Raw genomic sequence first — 18,579 nt, 5'->3', positions numbered from 1 at the left:
GCACGGCGCCCGCTCACCGCGAGTCCTCCCGCAGCGACACCAACTCGCTCAGTTCGGCGTCGGACAACTCGGTCAGGCCCGACTCGCCGCCTCTCAGGACGGACTCGGCCAACTCGTGCTTGCGCACCAACATCCGTGCGATGCGGTCCTCGACCGTGCCCTCGGCGATCAGCCGGTGCACCTGCACGGGCCTGGTCTGCCCGATGCGGTACGCGCGGTCCGTGGCCTGGGCCTCCACGGCCGGGTTCCACCAGCGGTCGTAGTGCACCACGTGTTCCGCGCGGGTCAGGTTGAGCCCGGTGCCGGCAGCCTTCAAGGACAACAGGAACACCGGCACCCCACCGCTCTGGAAACGGTTCACCATGTTCTCGCGCTCCGCCACCGGTGTTCCGCCGTGCAGGAGTTGGCAGGGGACCCCGCGCTCGGCGAGGTGCTGCTCCAGCAGCCGTGCCATCTGGACGTACTGGGTGAACACCAGCACCCCCGCCCGCTCCGCGAGCATCGGGGTCAGCAACTCGTCGAGGAGTTCCAGCTTTCCGGACCGTCCGACGAGCCGGGGCTCGTCCTCCTTCAGGTACTGCGCGGGGTGGTTGCAGATCTGCTTGAGTCCGGTCAGCAGCTTGACGATCATTCCGCGCCGGGCCATCCCGTCGGCGTCCGCGATGTCCGTGAGGGCCTCGCGGACCACCGCCTCGTAGAGCCCGGCCTGTTCCGGTGTGAGGGAGACCGCCCGGTCCGTCACCGTCTTGGGCGGCAGCTCCGGAGCGATGCCCGGGTCGGACTTGCGGCGGCGCAGCAGGAAGGGCCGCACGAGTGCCGAGAGCCGCTCGGCCGCCCCGGGGTCGCTCCCCGACTCCACCGCCCGCGCGTAGCGGTCGCGGAACTCACCCAGCCGTCCCAACAGCCCGGGAGTTGTCCAGTCGAGGATCGCCCACAGCTCGGAGAGGTTGTTCTCGACGGGGGTGCCGGTCAGGGCCACGCGCGCGCCGGCCCCGATGGTCCGCACCTGCCTGGCCGTCGCCGAGTAGGGGTTCTTCACGTGCTGTGCCTCGTCGGCGACCACGAGGCCCCATGCGACGCCTCCGAGCCGCGGTGCGTCCACACGCATGGTTCCGTACGTGGTGAGCACGAACTCGCCGTCGGCCAAGTCGTCGAGGGAACGGTCCGCTCCGTGGTACCGGCGCAGGGCGGCGCCCGGTGCGAACTTCTCGACCTCCCGTTGCCAGTTGCCCAACAACGAGGTGGGGCAGACGACCAGGGTCGGCCCGGCCGTCGCCGGTTCCCGTTGGCGGTGCAGGTGCAGCGCGATGACGGTGATCGTCTTGCCGAGGCCCATGTCGTCGGCGAGGCAGGCGCCCAGCCCCATCGAGGTCATCCGCGCGAGCCAAGCGAGCCCCCGCGCCTGGTAGTCGCGCAGGGTGGCCGCGAGTGCCGCGGGCGGATCGACCGGGGGCATCCCCTCCGGGTCGGCGAGCCGTTCCCGCACCGACGCGAGCCAGCCGGCCGGTCTGACCTCCACCCGCTGTCCGTCGACCTCGGTCCGCCCGGTGAGGACGGCGCCGAGCGCCTCCACGGGGGACACCCGGCGGTCCTCCCGTTCCCGAGCGTGAGCGAGCTCGGTCGGATCGACGAGGACCCAACGGTCGCGCAGTCGGACCACCGGGCGCTTGGCTTCGGCCAGTTGGTCGAGTTCCGCTCTGCTCAGGCTGTGCTCCCCGAGCGCGAAACGCCAGTTGAAGGCGAGGAGTGCATCGGCCGACAGGAACGAGGGCGTCCCGTCCGGCGCGCGTCCGGTCGGCTCCGTGCCGTGGTCGGGCGGGCCGATGACCGCATGGGCGGTCAGCCGGTGCGCGAGTTCCGCGGGCCAGTGGACGTCCACCCCCGCGAGGGCGAGCGCCCGTGACCCACCACCGAGCAGTTCGGTGACCTCTTCGTCCATCAACTCGATCTCGCTCGGCACGCTCGCCGACAGCAGCGGGGCGAGCGGCGCCCACGCCTGGGTGGCCCGCCGCAGCGCCAGCAGGACGTCCAACCGGACCCCCGGGGCGAGTCCGGTCGTGCCGCCGGGCGCCGCCCAGACGTCGGCTGCGTCCACGATCACGGTCGGGTCGGCACGGTGGTGCACCTGGAGCACCACCCGGAAGCGGAGGTCGTCGTGGTCGGGCCGGTCGCCGGACAGCCCCGGCACCTCCACCCTGAGGGAGATCCGCACCCCGGAGTCGTGGGCGGCGGCCACCTGTGCCGCCCACGTCCGCAACTCCGGAACCGGTGAGCGCTCTCGGGTGGCGAAGGGTCCCGCCCCGGTCACGAGCGCCGCGGCGGGGGAGCGGGGCAGGGCATCCGCCACGGAGTGGAGGAAGGCCCAGAGGTGCTGCTCGGGGTCCGGGAGGCGAACGGCCTCGTCGTCGTGCGGCAGTGGCAGGGCGTGCGCCTCCGGCGGCATGGCAGCCGCCAGTTCGCGCACGAGCTCCGCGTCATGGGCGCCGAGCGGCCCGAAGCGCCAGGCCGCGCGGTCATCGGCGGCCAGACCGGGAAGGAGGAGGCCGCGGGCCGCGAAGTGGAGGGCCAGCAGGGAGGCGCTGTGCCAGAAGGCCGCGGTGGCGCCGGCCGGGGGGAGCCCCTGGGACGGGGCGAGCACCGCCAGCGCCGCGCGGATCTCCAGGAGGCGCGCGGGGACGCTGATCGTCGTCACCCCGGTCTCTTCGTCCGGTACGACGACGGTGATGTCCGTGGTCTCGCCGACGAGGGCAGGTGGCAGGGGCTCGTCCCGGGGGCTCCAGAAGGCCATCCGCTCCGCTCCGGAACGGTCGGAAGGGAGGAACAGGACGGTGAGACGGGCGAGGTCGGGCACGGCATCGAGGGGAACGTCGGGCGTACGCGGCACTACCGGGCCACACTCCTCAAACTTGACTACCTGGCGGCGGGTAATCATACATGGAGTGATGATGAGGGAAGGGTGAAATCTTGGTGATGTCGGTCACTCCATGCCGGTCGCGTGGACGGGCCCGCCCCTCTCCTCAGGGGATTCCCTCATGCGGAGGAGGTGGTGGATCGGGGTGGGTTCAGGGGTGGGTCGGGGTGCCCATCGGAACCCGTGGTCCCGTTCCGTCGTTTTTCCATCAGGAGCAGTGCAGGTCCCCGAGGAGGTCGATCAACGGTGTCGAAGCAGACGAAGATCGTCGTGGGCTGTGTGGCGGTGGGGCTCGTCCTCTCCGCCTGGTTGCCGTTGTGGAGCGTCCTGTTGATCGTCCTTGGCGTCCCCGCAGCGGCCTACCTCGCCCTCGACCCCGCCCAGCGGCGCAGGCTGCGACGTGTGCGCCGCAAGGAGATCGGCCGGTGACGGGTCACCCGCGCCACTCACCTGCCGGCCGCCGATGCGACCCGATCGCCACTGGATGCCGTCGAGCCCGTCGGATGCGTGCACGGTTCCCTGCGGCAGAACGAAGGCGAGGGGGCGGTCGTCGTCCGCGCGGCGCACGACGCGCGGCCCGGTGGCCAAGTTTCGCCCCTTGACAGTCTCCTTCGCCGTGGTGAACACCCACTCGTCACCGTCCAGGACGAACCAGATCGGTCCGATGTGCGTGGCTTCCTTCGGCCCGAACGGTCGAAAGCATTCCGGGGTGAGTGTCCTGTGAAACGAAGGCCCTCCACCGCTCGTCGGTCATCTTCTCTGCCATGTGCCCATCCTGCTTGCCGAGGGGCCGAGGGTGGGGAAGGCTTGCGGAACGGAGACTCCGGCCGGTAGTCGATGAGGCCGAGAGCGTGGGGAGCGGGGAGCGGGACGATGGGGCAGAAGACGGGACTGAGTTGGCTGCTGGACGATCTGATCGATCGGGTCGAACACGTCAGGCACGTACTGGTCCTCTCCAACGACGGGCTCGTCACCGGCGCCAGCACCGCGCTCGCCCGTGAGGACGCCGAGCACCTCGCTGCCGTGGCGTCCGGACTGCACAGCCTGGCCAAGGGGTCCGGACGGCACTTCGGAGCCGGCCAGGTGCGGCAGACGATGATCGAGTTCGACGGGGCGGTCATGTTGGTGACCGCTGCCGGCGAAGGGAGTTGCCTCTGCGTTCTCAGCACCGCCGAGGTCGACATCGGTCAGGTCGCCTATGAGATGACCTTGCTGGTGAACCGGGTGGGGGAGCACCTCCGGGTGGGTGCCCGGTACTCGGAGCGCACCACGATCGTGGACGGTTGACGGGAGGGGTCGCCGTCGGTCGAACGGACGTCCGGGCAAGGGAGGCGCCCCCCCGGCCGGGCGGCCCTGGATCGGCCGCCCTCACCCGTGCGGGATCGTGGAACGGCCCGCTGGCGGCGTCGTCACCGACGCCCGAGAACCAGCGACCGCAGCGACTCGTCGACCGATCCGGCTGCCGACGAGATCCGGCGCCGTCGCCCCACGGGCACCGGGACACCCGGGCGGGCAGCCGCGCGCCGTGTGCCCCGCCCCCTCACCACTGACCGACCCCCGTGACCCGGACCACCGCCCGGCCCTCCGCATCGGAAGCCGTGAGGTCGACCTCGGCACTGATGCCCCAGTCATGATCGCCGTTGGGGTCGGCGAAGGTCTGCCGCACCCGCCACAGCGCGTGCTCCGCATCCTCCTCGATCATCAACAGCTTCGGACCGCGCGCATCGGGGCCCGTGCCCAGGTCGTCGTACTCGTCCCAGTACCGGTCCATCGCCTCGCCCCAGGCGTCGGCGTCCCACCCGGCGTCCCCGTCCAACGCGCCCAGCGCGTCGACGTGGTCGAGGGCCGCGAGCTCCACCCGGCGGAACATCGCGTTGCGGACCAGCACCCGGAAGGCGCGGGCGTTGGCCGTCACGGGCTTCACCTGATCGGCGCGTTCCTGAGCCTCCTCGGCCGTCATCTCCGCCGGATTCGCGAGCTGTTCCCACTCGTCGAGGAGGCTGGAGTCCACCTGACGCACCAGCTCGCCGAGCCAGGCGACCAGATCCTCCAGGTCCTCCGACTTGAGGTCGTCCGGCACGGTGTGGTCCAGCGCCTTGTAGGCGCTCGCCAGGTACCGCAGCACGATCCCCTCGGTGCGTGCCAACTCGTAGAACGACACGAACTCCGTGAAGGTGAGCGCCCGTTCGTACATGTCGCGGATCACCGACTTGGGCGACAGCGGGTGATCGCCCACCCACGGGTGACTGCGGCGGTACGTGTCGTAGGCGTGGGACAGCAACTCGTCCAGGGGCTTGGGGTACGACACCTCCTGGAGCCGTTCCATCCGCTCCTCGTACTCCACCCCGTCGGCCTTCATCGCGGCCACGGCTTCGCCCCGTGCCTTGTTCTGCTGGGCGGCGAGGATCTGCCGCGGGTCGTCCAGGGTGGACTCCACCACCGAAACCATGTCCAGGGCGTACGAGGGGGACTCCGGGTCCAGCAACTCGAACGCGGCGAGCGCGAAGGTCGACAGGGGCTGGTTCAGCGCGAAGTCCTGCTGGAGGTCCACGGTCAGCCGGACGATCCGGCCCTCCGCGTCCGGCTCGTCCAGTTTCTCCACGATGCCGCCGTCCAGGAGGGACCGGTAGATCGCAATGGCGCGGCGGATGTGTCGCAACTGTTGCCGGCGCGGCTCGTGGTTGTCCTCCAGCAGGTGCCGCATGGCGTCGAAGGCGTTGCCGGGCCGGGCGATCACCGACAGGAGCATGGTGTGCGTGACCCGGAACCGTGACGTCAAGGGCTCCGGCTGCGAGGCGATCAGCTTCTCGAAGGTGCTCTCCGTCCAGCCGACGAAGCCCTCCGGGGCCTTCTTGCGCACCACCTTGCGGCGCTTCTTCGGGTCGTCCCCGGCCTTGGCCAGGGCCTTCTCGTTCTCGATCACGTGCTCCGGAGCCTGGGCCACCACGAAGCCGGCGGTGTCGAAGCCCGCCCGTCCCGCCCGTCCGGCGATCTGGTGGAACTCCCGCGCGCGCAGCGTGCGCACCCGGTTCCCGTCGTACTTGGTCAGAGCGGTGAAGAGCACGGTGCGGATGGGCACGTTCACCCCGACGCCCAAGGTGTCCGTGCCGCAGATCACCTTCAGGAGACCGGCCTGCGCCAGCTTCTCCACGAGCCGACGGTACTTCGGCAACATGCCCGCGTGGTGCACCCCGATGCCGTGCCGCACGTATCGCGAGAGGTTCCGACCGAACTTGGTGGTGAAGCGGAAGTTTCCGATCAGCTCGGCGATGCGGTCCTTCTCCTCACGGGAGCACATGTTGATGCTCATCAACGCCTGCGCCCGCTCCACGGCCTGGGCCTGGGTGAAGTGCACGATGTAGACCGGTGCCTGCTTGGTCTCCAGCAGTTCCGTCAGGGTGTCCGTGAGCGGCGTCAACCGGTACTCGTACGACAGCGGGACGGGGCGCGTCGCCGACCGCACGACCGCGGTCTCCCGTCCCGTCCGCCGCGTCAGGTCCTCCTCGAACATCGACATGTCGCCGAGCGTCGCCGACATGAGGACGAACTGCGCCTGGGGGAGTTCCAGCAGGGGGATCTGCCAGGCCCAGCCGCGGTCCCCCTCCGCGTAGAAGTGGAACTCGTCCATGACCACTTGACCGACGTCGGCGTTCCTACCGTCCCGCAGCGCGATCGACGCGAGCACCTCGGCCGTGCAGCAGATCACCGGTGCGTCGGAGTTGACCGAGGCGTCACCGGTGAGCATCCCGACGTTCTCGGTGCCGAACAGCTTGCACAACTCGAAGAACTTCTCCGAGACGAGGGCCTTGATCGGCGCCGTGTAGAAGGTGACCTCGTTCCGTGCCAGGGCCGCGAAGTGCGCGCCCGCCGCGATCATGCTCTTGCCGGAGCCGGTCGGCGTCGACACGATCACGTTCGCCCCGGAGACGGCCTCGATCAGGGCCTCCTCCTGATGGGGGTAGAGCGTGAGACCCCGCGCCTTCGCCCACGACTCGAATGCTTCGTAGAGGGCGTCGGGGTCGGCGGACTGCGGCAGCTGAGCGATAAGGGTCACCCGCCTATCTTGCCTGGCTCCCGCTCCGATCGGGGAATCGGTCGACACCTCGAAGATCGCGAACGCTACGCTGATCCGCTGGCACGGCATCACCGCAGGTCCAGCGGCCGTGTCGGGCACGGCACGGCCCGGGGCAGGGGATGCCCCGGGCAGCCGGACCGGGCCGGGGACGATCCGTACGCGAACAGCAACAGAAAAGGGGCGGGGAACCATGATGGGACCGGCGCACTCCCTGTCAGGAGCGGCAGCATGGTTGGGGGTGGGGGCCGCGGCGGCAGCGGCGGGGCACAGCATGCCCTGGCCGGTCCTGCTCACCGGCGCGCTGATCTGCGCGGGCGCCGCACTCGCGCCCGACCTGGACCACAAGGCCGCGACGATATCCCGGGCCTTCGGACCGGTGTCCCGCGCCCTGTGCGAGATCGTCGACAAGCTCTCCTACTCCGTGTACAAGGCCACCAGGAAACCCGCAGACCCCCGCCGGTCGGGCGGCCACCGCACCCTGACGCACACCTGGCTCTGGGCCGTTCTGATGGGCGCCGGCGCCTCGGCGCTGGCGTTCACCGGCGACCGGTGGGCCGTGCTCGCGATCCTGTTCGTGCACCTGGTCCTCGCGATCGAGGGCCTGCTGTGGCGGGCCACCCGCGGGCAGGGCAGCGACGTCCTCGTCTGGTTGTTGGCCGCGGCCGGCTCGTGGATACTCGCCGGCGTGCTGGACCAGCCCGGCAACGGCTCGGGCTGGCTGTTCACCGCCCCGGGCCAGGAGTACCTGTGGCTCGGGCTGCCGATCGTGCTCGGAGCCCTGGTGCACGACCTCGGAGACGCACTCACCGTGTCCGGCTGCCCCGTGCTGTGGCCCCTCCCGATCGCAGGACGGCGCTGGTACCCGTTGGGTCCGCCGAGGTTCATGCGGTTCCGCGCGGGAAGTTGGGTCGAACTGAAGGTGCTGATGCCCGCGTTCATGCTCTGCGGCGGAGTGGGCGGGGCCTTCGCGCTGAACGTCCTGTGACTCCCGGCGCCCCCGGAACCGGGGCGGGCCCCGCTGCTGCCTCGACGGGCGATCGCGTGGCACTCACCGGGCGGGGGGACGCGTGGCCCGTTCGAGCCCCAACAGGACGGAGGAGTAGGCCCGACCCGTCGCGTGGTGCATGCCCACCTCGCACATGCGGTTCGCCGACCAGTGTCCGTCGTACGAACGGGCCGCCACCGCCGCGGCTTCGCGGCGGGTGGCCGACTCCGTCAGCTCCCGGTGCAGCATCCCCCGGTCACCCGCGAACGCACAGCACCCCGCGTCATCCGGCACCTCGACCTCGTCGGCGCAGGCATCGGCCACCGCGCGGAGTTGTCCCTCGTTCCCGAGGTGGCGCATCGAGCAGGTCGGGTGGAGCACCGCCGACTCCACGGTGCGGTGCACGGTGAGCCGCGGCAGCAGTTCCTCCGCCGCCCACGCGATCGAGTCGACGACGGTGAGTTCCCGGTGCAGCGCCCCGTTCTCGGGAGTCAGGTACGGGACCACTTCGTGGGCCAGGCCCAGCGTGCACGAGGAGGCGTCCACCACCAGCGGAAGGCGGCCACCCCGGGTCCATCCCCAGGCGGCTTCCACGATGCGGTTCGCCATCAGTGCGTTCCCGGCGGCGTACCCCTTGGAGTGCCAGATGGTGGCGCAGCAGGTTCCCGACACGTCGCGCGGAATCCACACGGGCCTGCCCGCCCGGGCGGAGACCTCCACCAGGGCTCGGGGGAGGGAGGGCCCCTGCTGCCCCGGAGAGTTGCCGAAGATGCGGTTGACGCAGGCCGGGTAGTAGACGGCGACCGCACCGGCCCGCGGGGTGCGCGGCAACCTGCGCGGGGCGGCCCCGGGGACGGAGGGCAGCCACTCCGGAACGAGGTCGGGACGGACCGCGCTGCGCGCGGCCCGCGTCACCGCGACGAGCAGACGATCACTGATGCGGTGGGCGGCCGAGACGGCCAGCCGTGTGGACGCCTCCACCGCCGCGAAGCGTCGTGCTGCGAACGCGGCCACCCGCTCCTCCCGCGCCGAATGCCGCTGGTGTCGGAAGTCCCTCATCAACGCGCCCGTGTCGATCCCGACCGGGCAGGCCAAGGTGCAGGTGGAATCGCCCGCACAGGTGTCGACGGAGGCATAGCCGTAGGCGCGCAACAGCCCCTGCTCGACCGGTGAACCCGCGGGCTGGCGCATCATCTCGCGGCGCAGCACGATCCGTTGGCGGGGCGTGGTGGTGAGGTCCTGGCTGGGGCAGGTGGGCTCGCAGAAGCCGCACTCGATGCAGGGGTCGGCGACGGCTTCCACCTCGGGGATGGTCTTGAGGCCGCGGAGGTGGGCTCTCGGGTCGCGGTCCAGCACGATCCGCGGCGCCAGCACTCCCGTGGGGTCGATCAGCCGTTTGAGCCGCCACATCAACGCGGTCGCCCGGGGACCCCACTCCCGTTCGAGGAAGGGGGCGATGTTGCGGCCGGTGGCGTGCTCGGCCTTGAGGGAGCCGTCGAAGCGCTCCACGGTGAGCCGACAGAAGTCGTCCATGAAGGCGGCGTAGCGGTCCACGTCGGCCGGGTCGCCGGCGTCGAACGCGAGGAGGAAGTGCAGATTGCCGTGGGCGGCGTGCCCTGCGACCGCGGCGTCGAAGCCGTGCCGGTGCTGGAGCTCCAGCAATGCCTCGCACGCCTCGGCCAGGCGGGCCGGAGGCACCGCGAAGTCCTCGGTGATCAAGGTGGTCCCGGAGGGGCGCGAACCGCCGACCGCGGTGACGAACGCCTTGCGGGCCTTCCAGTAGCCGGAGACGGTTCCCGGATCGCGGGTGAACGCGTTGGTGATCGAGGCGACCGGCGCGACCAGGTCGAGTGCCTCCGTCACCCGTCGGGCCGCGGCCTCGTGCACGAGTCGGGCGGCGGCGTCGGGGGCCCGGAACTCGACCAGCAACGCGGTGGTCCCCTCGGGCAACCCGGCCCAGTCGGCGGGTACCCCGGCAACCTTGACGGACGCCCGGAGCGTGTTGCCGTCCATCAGCTCGACGGCCGCGGCCCCCGCCTCGTTGAACGCGGGCACGGCAGCCGCGGCTGCCGGCAGGGAGGGGAAGAACAGCAGCGCGGCCGTCACGTACCGGTCCAGCGGCAGGGTGTCGAAGACGACCTCGGAGATGAACCCGAAGGTGCCCTCGGAGCCCACCATCAGACCCCGCATGATCTCCACCGGAGTGGAACCGTCGAGGAAGGCGTCGAGACGGTAGCCGTTGGTGTTCTTGATCTCGTACTTCGCCCGGATGCGGGCGACCAGTTCGGGGTCCGCCTCGATCTCCGCCTTGAGTTCCCGCAGCCCTCTGCACAGCTCGGGTTCCGCCCGGGCCAGGTGGGCGCCCGCCTCGGGATCGCCGGTGTCCACGACCGTGCCGGACGGGAGGACGAAGGTCAGGGAGGCGACCGTCCGGTAGGAGTTGCGGGCGGTGCCGGCGGTCATCCCGGAGGCGTTGTTGGCGACCACGCCCCCGATGGTGCAGGCGACGGCACTCGCGGGATCAGGCCCGAGGACCCGTCCGTACCGCGCGAGTGCGGCATTGGCGCGGACGACCGTGGTGCCGGGCCCGATGCGGGCCCGGACGCCGCCGTCGAGGACCTCGACGCCCGCCCAGTGCCTGCGCACGTCCACCAGGATGTCCTCGCCCTGCGCCTGCCCGTTGAGCGAGGTGCCTGCGGCACGGAAGACCACCTCCCGCCCCTTGCCCCGCGCGTAGGAGAGGACCGCGGAGACGTCGTCGAGGTCCTCCGCCACCACGACGGCCTGCGGGAGGAAGCGGTACGGACTCGCGTCGGAGGCGTAGGCGACCAGGTCGGAGACCCCGGTGAGCACTCTGTCCGCACCGAGGAGGGAGACGAGTTCACTGCGCAACGGCTCCGGTGTGCCCCCCGCCCGGTCGACGCCGACCCGATCGGGAGCGGGCTCGTCCGGGCGGGAAGCGGGCTGCAGGGCGCCCGGGTCCGGTTCCAGCAGGGGCATGGCTCCTCCTCGTCCTGGGGTGCGCTTCGTGCCGTGGCGTGCCCGGCTGCCGTTCGTCACCGGCTGCCCGGCCGTCTCCGCCCCGGCTCCGTCAGGCCCGGTGGTCCGGGGCGGGGGCGCCTCGTCCGGGCGGGAGAACGGGACCGTCGATCAGGGTGGCCAGCAGCAGCCCGAGGGTCTCGCGCTGGTCGCCGTCGAGCGGGGCGAGGATGTCCTCGGCTGCAGCCCGCCGCACGGAGCGCAGGACCTCCAGGGTCCGGCGTCCGGCGTCGGTGAGTTCGATCCGGATGACCCGTCGATTCGTCGGATCGGGTGCCCGCCGCACCCGATCGGCGGCTTCGAGGCCGTCGACCAGGGTGGTGACGGCCCGCGGCACCACCTCCAGACGTTCGGCGAGGTCCGTCATGCGGGGCGGTGAGTCGTAGAGCGCGAGGATCCTGAGGAGACGGGACTGGGCAGGGGTGACGCCGAGCCCCCGTGCCTCCAGATGACGCTTCTGAATGCGGTGCACGCGACGGGTGAACCGCAGCAACTGCTCGGCGAGGACGCCGTCCGGGTCCGGGGTGCTCATGGCCGAATCCTAGCGGGCGGAGGTCATAGTGAACATAGGTAACTATGAGCTATACTCCTCATGGAGTCGGGTCGCCCCATCTGCCCGCGCCAAGGGTGCGGCATACGGGGTACGGTGCCGCGCCTCCGCTCGCTCGTGAGTCCGTAGGAGTTCCATGCGCGCCGGATCGATGCCTTCGACGTCCCTGTCGCCGGAGGCGGAAACGTTGCCCTCTCCGCCGTGGAGATCTGGGCAACTGCTCCGCATCATGCGACTGTTCCATCCGTACCGAGGCAGGCTCGCACTCGTTGCCCTGCTGGTCTGCGGTGCTTCCCTGATCTCGGTGTTCACCCCCTTCCTCCTCAAGGCGATCATCGACACCGCGATCCCGGAGGGCCGTACCGGACTCCTGGGGCTGCTGGCGCTGGGCATGATCGTCGGTTCCGTGGCGACGAGCGTGTTGGGCGTGTGGCAGACCCAGATCTCCACCACCGTCGGCCAGCGCGTCATGCACGACTTGCGGACGGCCGTGTACGCCCGCCTCCAGCGCATGTCCCTGGCGTTCTTCACCCGTACGCGGACCGGTGAGGTGCAGTCCCGCATCGCCCATGACATCGGCGGGATGCAGGCGACGGTCACGTCCACCGTGACCTCGCTGGTCTCCCACTTCACCTCGGTCGTGGCCACGCTGGTGGCGATGCTGGTGCTGGACTGGCGGCTCACCGCGGTGTCCGTGCTCCTGCTGCCGGTGTTCGTCTGGCTCAGTCGTCGTGTGGGGCGAGAGCGCAAACGGATCACCGCGCAGCGTCAGAAGCAGATGGCTGCCATGGCGGCCACGGTGACGGAGTCGTTGTCCGTCAGCGGCATCCTCCTGGGGCGCACCCTCGGGCGATCCGAGTCCCTGACCCGTGCCTTCGCCGTGGAGTCCGAGCGGCTGATCGACCTCGAAGTGCGCTCCAGCACGGCCGGACGGTGGCGGATGGCCGTCATCTCCATCGTCATGTCCGCCATGCCCGCGGTCCTCTACTGGTCGGCAGGCGTGGCCTTCGCGTTCGGTGGGCCAGCCGTTTCCCTCGGCACCCTCATCGCCTTCGTCTCGCTCCAGCAGGGGCTCTTCAGACCCGCGGTCGGCCTGCTCTCCACCGGCGTGGACGTCCAGGCCTCGCTCGCTCTGTTCCAGCGCATATTCGAGTACCTGGATCTACCCGTCGACATCGCCGAACCGGTGAATCCCGTTCGTCCAGGGCGGATCAAGGGTGACATCGCCTTCGAGGAGGTCGAGTTCCGATATGACCGCCAGGGCGCATGTGCCCTGCAAGGAATCGACATCATGCTCCCCGCGGGCGGCAGCCTCGCCGTCGTCGGAGCAACCGGCTCGGGAAAGTCGACCCTGGGTCACCTCGTCCCGCGCCTGTACGACGTCACGGCGGGCCGCGTGACCGTCGACGGGATCGACGTACGCGACTTGGACTTCGACACCCTTGCGGATGCCGTTGGCGTGGTGGCCCAAGAGACCTATCTGTTCCACGCGACCGTCGCAGAGAACCTGCGCTTCGCCCGCCCTGAGGCCACCGATGAGGACATCACGGCAGCCGCCCGTGCCGCCCAGATACACCACCACATAGCTGCGCTTCCCGATGGCTACGACACGGTGGTCGGTGAGCGGGGCCACCGATTCTCCGGAGGGGAGAAGCAACGCCTCGCCATCGCTCGCACCATCCTCCGGGACCCACCGATCCTCCTGCTGGACGAGGCGACCAGCGCACTCGACACCCGGACGGAGGCGGCGGTGCAAGAAGCGCTCGACGCCCTGTCCGAGGGTCGCACCACCATCACCATTGCGCACCGGCTGTCCACCGTTCGAAACGCCGACCACATCGTGCTCCTGGAAGCGGGAAGGATCGTCGAGCGCGGCACGCATGAGGAACTGCTGGCCTTGGGCGGACGTTACGCCGCCCTGGTGCAACGGGATACCGAACTGGAGACGACAGGGTGAATACCTACGGGATTCAGCGGCTTTGCCGGGTTAGCGTGCCGCCATGCAGACCAAGACCCCGCAACGTCGCTCCATCCGTCTGACCCGCCGGGGCCGGATTGCTCTGGTGGCCACCACTGCGGCGGTGATCGGTTCGGTGGTCGCTCTTCCCGTGGTTCTCTCGGGAGAGCAAGCCGAGGAGCCCACTTCTCTGACCATCCCAGTGGGCTGGCGGGCGGAACAGGTGTACACCGCCATCGACAAGGTTCTGGCCCTTCGGAGCGGCACCACGAAGAAGGAGCTGCCCGCCATGAAGCTGCCGCTCCCCGCCGAGGCGAAGGGGAACCCCGAAGGCTATCTCTTCCCCGCGACCTACCCGACCACGGAGGATTCCACTCCACGCTCGCTCCTGAGCCAAATGGTGGACGCGACCAACGAGGAGCTTCGCGCCGCTCCTCTCGCCGCAGGCGCCAACTCGGCGCAACAGAACGGCTATCGCACGGTCACCATTGCGAGCATCGTGCAAGCCGAATCCGGAGGAACGGCGGACATGGGGAAGGTGGCCAGAGTCATCCACAACCGCATGCAGCAGGAGATGCCCCTCCAACTGGACTCCACGATCGACTACGTCCGCGGCCAGAACACCGGACAGACGGAGAACCACAACGCGCCGCTCGACAACCCCTACAACACCTATGCGCGCCCCGGACTGCCACCCACTCCCATCTCCAGTCCGAGCAAGGAGGCGATGCGTGCGGCGATCGCGCCGACCCCGGGGGACTGGCTGTACTTCGTCACGGTGAAGAGCGGCGACACCCGCTTCACCGCGGAGTACCAGGAACATCAGCGCAATGTGGCCGAGTTGAAGGAGAATCGCCAACGGTCTGCTGCCTCGGCTTCACCCTGAGGTGCCGATCGGCCTCGTGACTACACGCTCGTCAGTTCCCCCGACAGCAATCGGTGGATGTCGCGCACGGCCGCCCGCCCCGCCCGGTTGGCGCCGATCGTGCTCGCTGACGGCCCGTACCCCACCAGGTGGACCCTCGGATCCGCCGCAGTCCGGGTCCCCACCATACGAATGCCGCCACCCGGATGCCTGAGCTTCAACGGCGCCAGGTGGTCGATCACCGCACGGAAGCCGGTGGCCCAGAGGATGACATCGACCTCCACTTTTCGGCCGTCCTGCCAGACCACTCCCTGTGGTGTGATCCGATCGAACATCGGCAACCGGTCCAGGACCCCGCTGTCACGTGCGGCCTTCACGGCATCGGTGAGGGGGAGGCCGGTCACCGACACGACGCTCCGGGGCGGCAAGCCGGCACGCACCCGTTCCTCCACCAAGGCCACCGCGGACCGCCCTGCCTCCGCATCGAACGGTTCCTCCACGAACACCGGAGGCCGTCGCGTCACCCAGTGCGTGGCGGCAGCGTACGGAGCCAACTCCATCAGGTGTTGAGTTCCCGAAGCCCCGCCCCCCACCACGAGGACGCGCAATCCCGTGAACTCGGCCGGCCCGCGGTACTGCGCCGTGTGCAGTTGGCGGCCCTGGAAGGAGTCCTGCCCGGGGTACCGCGGCCAGAAGGGCCGGTCCCATGTGCCCGTGGCATTGATCAGCGCACGGCTCGCCCAGCGACCCGCTGAGGTCTCGATCAGGAGCCGTCCCTCCTCGCCGTCCCGCACCGCCTCCACAGCGACGGGTCGCCGCACCCCCAGTGCGAAGGCGCGCTCGTAAGCAGCGAAGTACTCCCCGATCACCTCCGAGGAGGGGCGGTCCGAGGCGGCGCCGGTCAGCTCCATGCCGGGAAGCGCGTGCATGCCGTGGACCTTGCCGTAGGTCAGGGTGGGCCAGCGGAACTGCCAGGCCCCACCAGGTCGCGGCGAGCGATCGAGAACCACGAAATCGCGATCCGGGACCAGTCCCGTACGCCGCAGGTGGTAGGCGGCGGACAATCCGGCCTGTCCGGCTCCGACGACCACCACGTCCACGGGAGAGGGCGTCGTGTCCGGAGTGCTTCCGAGGTTCCCCATGTCGTTCACGCTTCTACTAACCAGGGGTGTGAGGAGAATCTTCCCCGCTCACCCGCTCCCGGAGCGGTGAGGGGCGGCAACCGTCCGGATCGGAGCGGCGTCGGAGCGTTCGCCGTGCCGTGTGCGCCAGGATGAGGCCATGCCCGACACCTTTGCCACCCATGTCCTCGACGTCGCCACCGGGACCCGGGAGACGGTCGTGGACCTCACGGACGACTGCGCGGCCTTCCTCACGGCCGTCGCCCCGGGCCGAAGCGGTCTGCTCAACGTGTTCGTCCCCCACGCCACGGCAGGGGTCGCCGTGCTGGAGACCGGCTCCGGCAGCGACGACGACCTCCTGGCCGCACTGCACCAACTGCTGCCGTCGGACGATCGCTGGCAGCACCGCCACGGCACCCCCGGGCACGGCCGGGACCACGTCCTCCCGGCCCTGGTGGCTCCGCATGCGACCCTCCCCGTCGTTTCCGGACGTCTCGCACTCGGAACCTGGCAGTCCGTGTGTCTGGTGGACACCAACGTCGACAACCCCCGGCGCCAGGTGCGGCTGAGCTTCCTCGGCTGATCGAGCTGAACAAGATCATCCTGGGAGTGGCCGCCATATCTCCGTACTCCGCGCGTTCGAAACGGACAGAGTGTACACGGTACGGACCAGAGCGTGATCGAACGACCCTACGACGGCTGCGGCACGTGTCTGCTCGGCGTCCGTCGGCTGTCCCGGATGAAGCTCGCCACGACCTCCCCGGAGCGGCAGCGCGCCGATGTGCTCGCCGTGGCCGCCTCGATCGGCGGCCACATCGTGGGCTGGGCCGACGACTGGGAGGTCTCGGGAGCCACGGCCCCGATGACCCGCCCGAAGCTCGGGCCGTGGCTCCGGGACGAGCGGGGACCGTACGACGGCCTGGTGGCCGCCGCGGTCGACCGCCTCGGCCGCAATGTCGTCGACTGCCTCAACACCGGCTACAAGATGCGGGACGAGGGAAAGCTCCTCCTCACCCACGGGCACGACGGCCCCTGGGACCTGAACGAGCCCGTCGACGAGAACCGCTGCACCATGGACGCCTGGGGCGCCCAGATGGAGCTGCGGGCCATCCAGCGGCGCAACCGCGACACCACGGTGCGGGGCTGGCTACAGGTGCCCCAACCGCCTTTGCTGATGGCGCGGAGAAGCGTCGGCGTGGGCGGCCCCTGGGAGTCAGCGCGGAGAGGGGCTCCCGAGGCGATCGGGTGAGTTCGCAACGGAGGAACGGTTCAGCCCCCATCGAGGCTGATTTCAAGCGCTACGCTCACCAGCGACCCCGATGACTACGCCATGCGCATACGTTCGTGCTGCGGGGTGTGCCGGTCGCGCGACCGCGTCCAGCGGCACTCGGGTCCTTCTGTCTCGTCTGCCGTGCCCACGCTTACCGCCCTCTCCCAGGGATGTGACGTTCTGTGACCCTGCGTGCCTGCTTTCGTCTGCGGATCGCGTTTGTCGTCCTGGTCACCAGTGCGCTCGTGCCGTTGGCCACTCCCGTGGCCCGGTCCGGGCCGGTGGCGCCGCTGGACAGAGTGCAGATGGACGGCCTGAGGAACGGGTTGCCCATCGAGGGCCTCGTGGTGACCTACCACCCCGGCAGCACGGTAGCGGCCGGTGATCTGGCCGCGGTGCAGCGCTCGCTTCCCGAGGCCGGCGGAGGGGTCCGTCTCATCGTCCGGGAGTGGGCGGGGAAGGGCCATGCGGTCGTGGACACCGACCCCCGGGTACTGACGAGGTCTCAGTGGAAGAGGGTGATGCTGCGGATCGCGGGCGACGCGCAGGTCCGCGAGGTGGGCCTGCATCACAGGATTGCCGACCCGCACGGCCTCCGACAGGCCGGGCCGGGACGTCGGCCCGTACAGGAGAAGCGGGAACGGGTCGCCTTCGTCCCCAACGACCACTTGTATGGGCAGCAGTGGGCGCTGCAGCCCAACGCGGGTGTCAAGGTGCCCGAGGTTTGGGGAGCCGCGCAGTTCGGTGCCGGTGCCCGGGTGGCCGTCATCGACGGCGGGGTCGTCCCCCATCCGGACCTGCCCGGCGTCGGGGACCTCGGCGCTGACTTCATCTATGACTGGCGCAACAGCCGCCGCTGGAACCACCAGGTCCCCAACGCTCGGGGGCCGGGTGCGTGGGATCCGGGGGACTGGATCGACCAGAACACGTACTGCTACAACCCGCCGCAGCAGGGGGTTCGGAACAGCACTTGGCACGGCACCATCGTGACCGGGATCATCGACGCGGTCATGGACAACGGGATCGGTATCGCCGGTATGGCCCCTGCCGCGGATGTCATTCCCATCAGGGTCTCCGGCCCGTGCGGTCTGAGTGCGGTAGATCTCACCCAGGCGATCTACTGGGCCGCAGGAGTTCCCTCCGACCCACAGGTGGGGTCACCGCCTGCGGGCGTCGATGTCATCAACCTCAGCCTCAATTCCGTGGCGTACGGGATGCAGTGCCCGCCCCATCTCCAGGACGCTCTCCAGTTCGCCTACGACCGGGGCATCACGGTGGTCAATTCAGCGGGAAATGACAATCGCCTGGCCAGTGGCTACTTCCCGGCCAACTGCGGTGTCCCCCTCATCGTGGTTGCGGGGGTCGACCGTCACAACCTGAAGTCCCCCGAGTCGAACTTCGGTGACTACCGCGACAACAGCGCTCCGGTTGATGTCGCAGGTCCGGGCACCGATGTCCTGTCTACGACCAACAGCGGTCATCAGGGCTGGGTCGATGACACCCAGGTGGGCGGCGTTTACGTGGCGAGGGACGGCACGAGCTTCGCCGCTCCGCATGTCTCCGCTCTGGCCGCGCTCCTCATCGGCCGCTATCCGCAGCAGTTGCGCAACCATCCGGACGTGGTGTCGCAGTACATCACCGCGATTGGCAGGGTCACCCCTTTGCCGTACAGCGACGACCCCAACCGGTGGTGCACCGACGGGAACCTGCGTCGGTGCGGGTCGGGAATGATCAACGCATGGGCTGCCATGTCCTAGTTGTCCGGTGGGCCGGGGGGCACGACGCCGGACAGACGGACCGGCAGAA

The 18,579-nt window shown here is 69.9% G+C and carries 13 protein-coding genes and 1 pseudogene; 8 read left to right on the top strand and 6 right to left on the bottom strand.

Going from position 1 to position 18,579, the window contains the following annotated elements; genetic code table 11:
• Window positions 1–13: 13 nt before the first annotated feature.
• On the bottom strand, window positions 14–2,884 hold the full coding sequence (locus ABT092_RS10315) for an SCO1167/SCO6262 family helicase (protein ID WP_502968416.1): 2,871 nt from the start codon (window positions 2,882–2,884) through the stop codon (window positions 14–16).
• 273 nt (window positions 2,885–3,157) lie between these two features.
• Here ABT092_RS10315 and ABT092_RS10310 point away from each other — a divergent pair, with 273 nt between their 5' ends.
• Window positions 3,158–3,340: a tail-anchor membrane protein gene (locus ABT092_RS10310; RefSeq protein WP_351241938.1), complete on the top strand. Its 183-nt coding sequence runs from the start codon at window positions 3,158–3,160 to the stop codon at window positions 3,338–3,340.
• Here the strand turns inward: ABT092_RS10310 and ABT092_RS31010 are convergent.
• A pseudogene (locus ABT092_RS31010) lies at window positions 3,323–3,677 on the bottom strand (pyridoxamine 5'-phosphate oxidase family protein); the annotation flags it as partial. The gene ABT092_RS10310 and the pseudogene ABT092_RS31010 overlap by 18 nt on opposite strands.
• 107 nt (window positions 3,678–3,784) lie before the next feature.
• Between ABT092_RS31010 and ABT092_RS10305 the strand changes: the two are divergent.
• Window positions 3,785–4,198, top strand: a complete 414-nt coding sequence (locus tag ABT092_RS10305; protein WP_351241936.1) for a roadblock/LC7 domain-containing protein — start codon at window positions 3,785–3,787, stop codon at window positions 4,196–4,198.
• A 253-nt stretch (window positions 4,199–4,451) separates the two neighbouring features.
• On the opposite strand, the gene ABT092_RS10300 is transcribed toward ABT092_RS10305, so the two are convergent.
• Entirely contained in the window at window positions 4,452–6,965 is a 2,514-nt protein-coding gene (locus tag ABT092_RS10300; RefSeq protein WP_351241934.1) for a DEAD/DEAH box helicase, read from the bottom strand.
• A gap of 211 nt (window positions 6,966–7,176) precedes the next feature.
• Here ABT092_RS10300 and ABT092_RS10295 point away from each other — a divergent pair, with 211 nt between their 5' ends.
• Window positions 7,177–7,971 (top strand): metal-dependent hydrolase, encoded by a 795-nt coding sequence (locus ABT092_RS10295; RefSeq protein ID WP_351241932.1) that lies wholly within the window; start codon window positions 7,177–7,179, stop codon window positions 7,969–7,971.
• A gap of 63 nt (window positions 7,972–8,034) precedes the next feature.
• On the opposite strand, the gene ABT092_RS10290 is transcribed toward ABT092_RS10295, so the two are convergent.
• Window positions 8,035–10,971, bottom strand: coding sequence for an FAD-binding and (Fe-S)-binding domain-containing protein (locus tag ABT092_RS10290; protein WP_351241930.1), 2,937 nt, complete (start codon window positions 10,969–10,971; stop codon window positions 8,035–8,037).
• A 91-nt stretch (window positions 10,972–11,062) separates the two neighbouring features.
• Window positions 11,063–11,542 carry a MarR family winged helix-turn-helix transcriptional regulator gene (locus tag ABT092_RS10285; RefSeq protein ID WP_351241928.1) on the bottom strand — a complete coding sequence of 160 codons (480 nt, stop codon included), beginning with the start codon at window positions 11,540–11,542 and terminating at the stop codon, window positions 11,063–11,065.
• A gap of 247 nt (window positions 11,543–11,789) precedes the next feature.
• On the opposite strand from ABT092_RS10285, the gene ABT092_RS10280 reads away from it, so the two are divergent.
• Both ABT092_RS10280 and mltG read left to right on the top strand, forming a co-directional pair.
• Window positions 11,790–13,517: an ABC transporter ATP-binding protein gene (locus ABT092_RS10280; protein WP_351242093.1), complete on the top strand. Its 1,728-nt coding sequence runs from the start codon at window positions 11,790–11,792 to the stop codon at window positions 13,515–13,517.
• A 43-nt stretch (window positions 13,518–13,560) separates the two neighbouring features.
• The gene (gene mltG / locus ABT092_RS10275; protein WP_351241926.1) at window positions 13,561–14,403 is read left to right on the top strand and encodes an endolytic transglycosylase MltG; all 843 of its coding nucleotides are present in this window, start codon (window positions 13,561–13,563) and stop codon (window positions 14,401–14,403) included.
• A 20-nt stretch (window positions 14,404–14,423) separates the two neighbouring features.
• Here the strand turns inward: mltG and ABT092_RS10270 are convergent, their stop codons facing one another.
• Window positions 14,424–15,524 carry an FAD-dependent oxidoreductase gene (locus ABT092_RS10270; RefSeq protein ID WP_351241924.1) on the bottom strand — a complete coding sequence of 367 codons (1,101 nt, stop codon included), beginning with the start codon at window positions 15,522–15,524 and terminating at the stop codon, window positions 14,424–14,426.
• A 139-nt stretch (window positions 15,525–15,663) separates the two neighbouring features.
• Here ABT092_RS10270 and ABT092_RS10265 point away from each other — a divergent pair, with 139 nt between their 5' ends.
• From ABT092_RS10265 to ABT092_RS10255, 3 genes are all read left to right on the top strand, one after another.
• Entirely contained in the window at window positions 15,664–16,086 is a 423-nt protein-coding gene (locus ABT092_RS10265; RefSeq protein WP_351241922.1) for a secondary thiamine-phosphate synthase enzyme YjbQ, read from the top strand.
• 93 nt (window positions 16,087–16,179) lie between these two features.
• Window positions 16,180–16,752, top strand: coding sequence for a recombinase family protein (locus tag ABT092_RS10260; RefSeq protein WP_351241920.1), 573 nt, complete (start codon window positions 16,180–16,182; stop codon window positions 16,750–16,752).
• A 203-nt stretch (window positions 16,753–16,955) separates the two neighbouring features.
• Window positions 16,956–18,530 carry a S8 family serine peptidase gene (locus ABT092_RS10255; protein WP_351241918.1) on the top strand — a complete coding sequence of 525 codons (1,575 nt, stop codon included), beginning with the start codon at window positions 16,956–16,958 and terminating at the stop codon, window positions 18,528–18,530.
• The last annotated feature ends 49 nt before the right edge of the window (window positions 18,531–18,579 follow it).

This window comes from Streptomyces sp. NPDC002490, assembly GCF_040296045.1.
In the GTDB taxonomy this organism is placed as follows: Bacteria; Actinomycetota; Actinomycetes; order Streptomycetales; family Streptomycetaceae; genus Streptomyces.
This window is presented reverse-complemented; position numbering and strand designations above follow the sequence as displayed.